Genomic DNA, 763 nt, shown 5'->3' on the forward strand with positions numbered 1-763 from the left:
TAAAATAAACGATAATTTAGTTTATTAATCTTCTATAGTAACTTGGCCATTCATAAGTAAAGGTAATAATTTGTCTTTTAATTCAATCAATATTCTATTCTCACAAATAATTCCAGTAATTTTAGAGAAGAGTGGTTTTGTAATCCTATGATATTTTAGTAATGTATTGTCATCTGGAATTATAAGTTTTATATTTATCAAATCTTCATTGTTAATAGATTGTTGAGTTGCTCCATGAGAAATATTATTCTTTTGAAGTTCAAAGTTAGGATTCAAGATAAATGATGAAATATATTCAAATGAAATATCACTACATTTTAAACCACAAAAACCTGTAGATAATATTCCGTTATTTAACATGAAATGCATATTTTCTGTTACAAATAAATGTTTTACACTATTCTTCATTTTTGCAAATCATACTGAATTAACGATAGGTTGCATATTTGCTCTGCTTTTTCTACTATTATAGGTTGTTTCCTCACCATATTTGATATCTAAATTTTGTACTTTTCTAGTTTCATAATAAATTTTTTTATTATTGAATTCATTTATTCCGGAAGGTAATATTTTAGAAAGACCATTTTTAAATAGTGATTCAATTTTTCAGTTTATAGGTATTTCGCTATTTACTAGTTCATTAAAGGCGAACTGTCCACCATTAATTTTGAATGGTTTTCCATTTTTATTTGGGAAATTAAATTTTATAAATCAATTTTCATAGATTTTAAGTATTTGCAAAACTAAATTATCGTTTATCTTA

General features: G+C 23.9%; 1 protein-coding gene. It reads right to left on the reverse strand.

Annotation, left to right across the window (positions count from 1 at the left end; translation table 4 throughout):
• Positions 1–24 precede the first annotated feature (24 nt).
• Positions 25–763 (reverse strand): restriction endonuclease subunit S (locus tag MAU_RS03655; protein WP_040544050.1); only part of this gene is annotated, 739 nt, incomplete at its 5' end.

The sequence above is a fragment of the Metamycoplasma auris 15026 genome (assembly GCF_000367765.1).
GTDB classification, from domain to species: domain Bacteria; phylum Bacillota_I; class Bacilli_A; order Mycoplasmatales; family Metamycoplasmataceae; genus Metamycoplasma; species Metamycoplasma auris_A.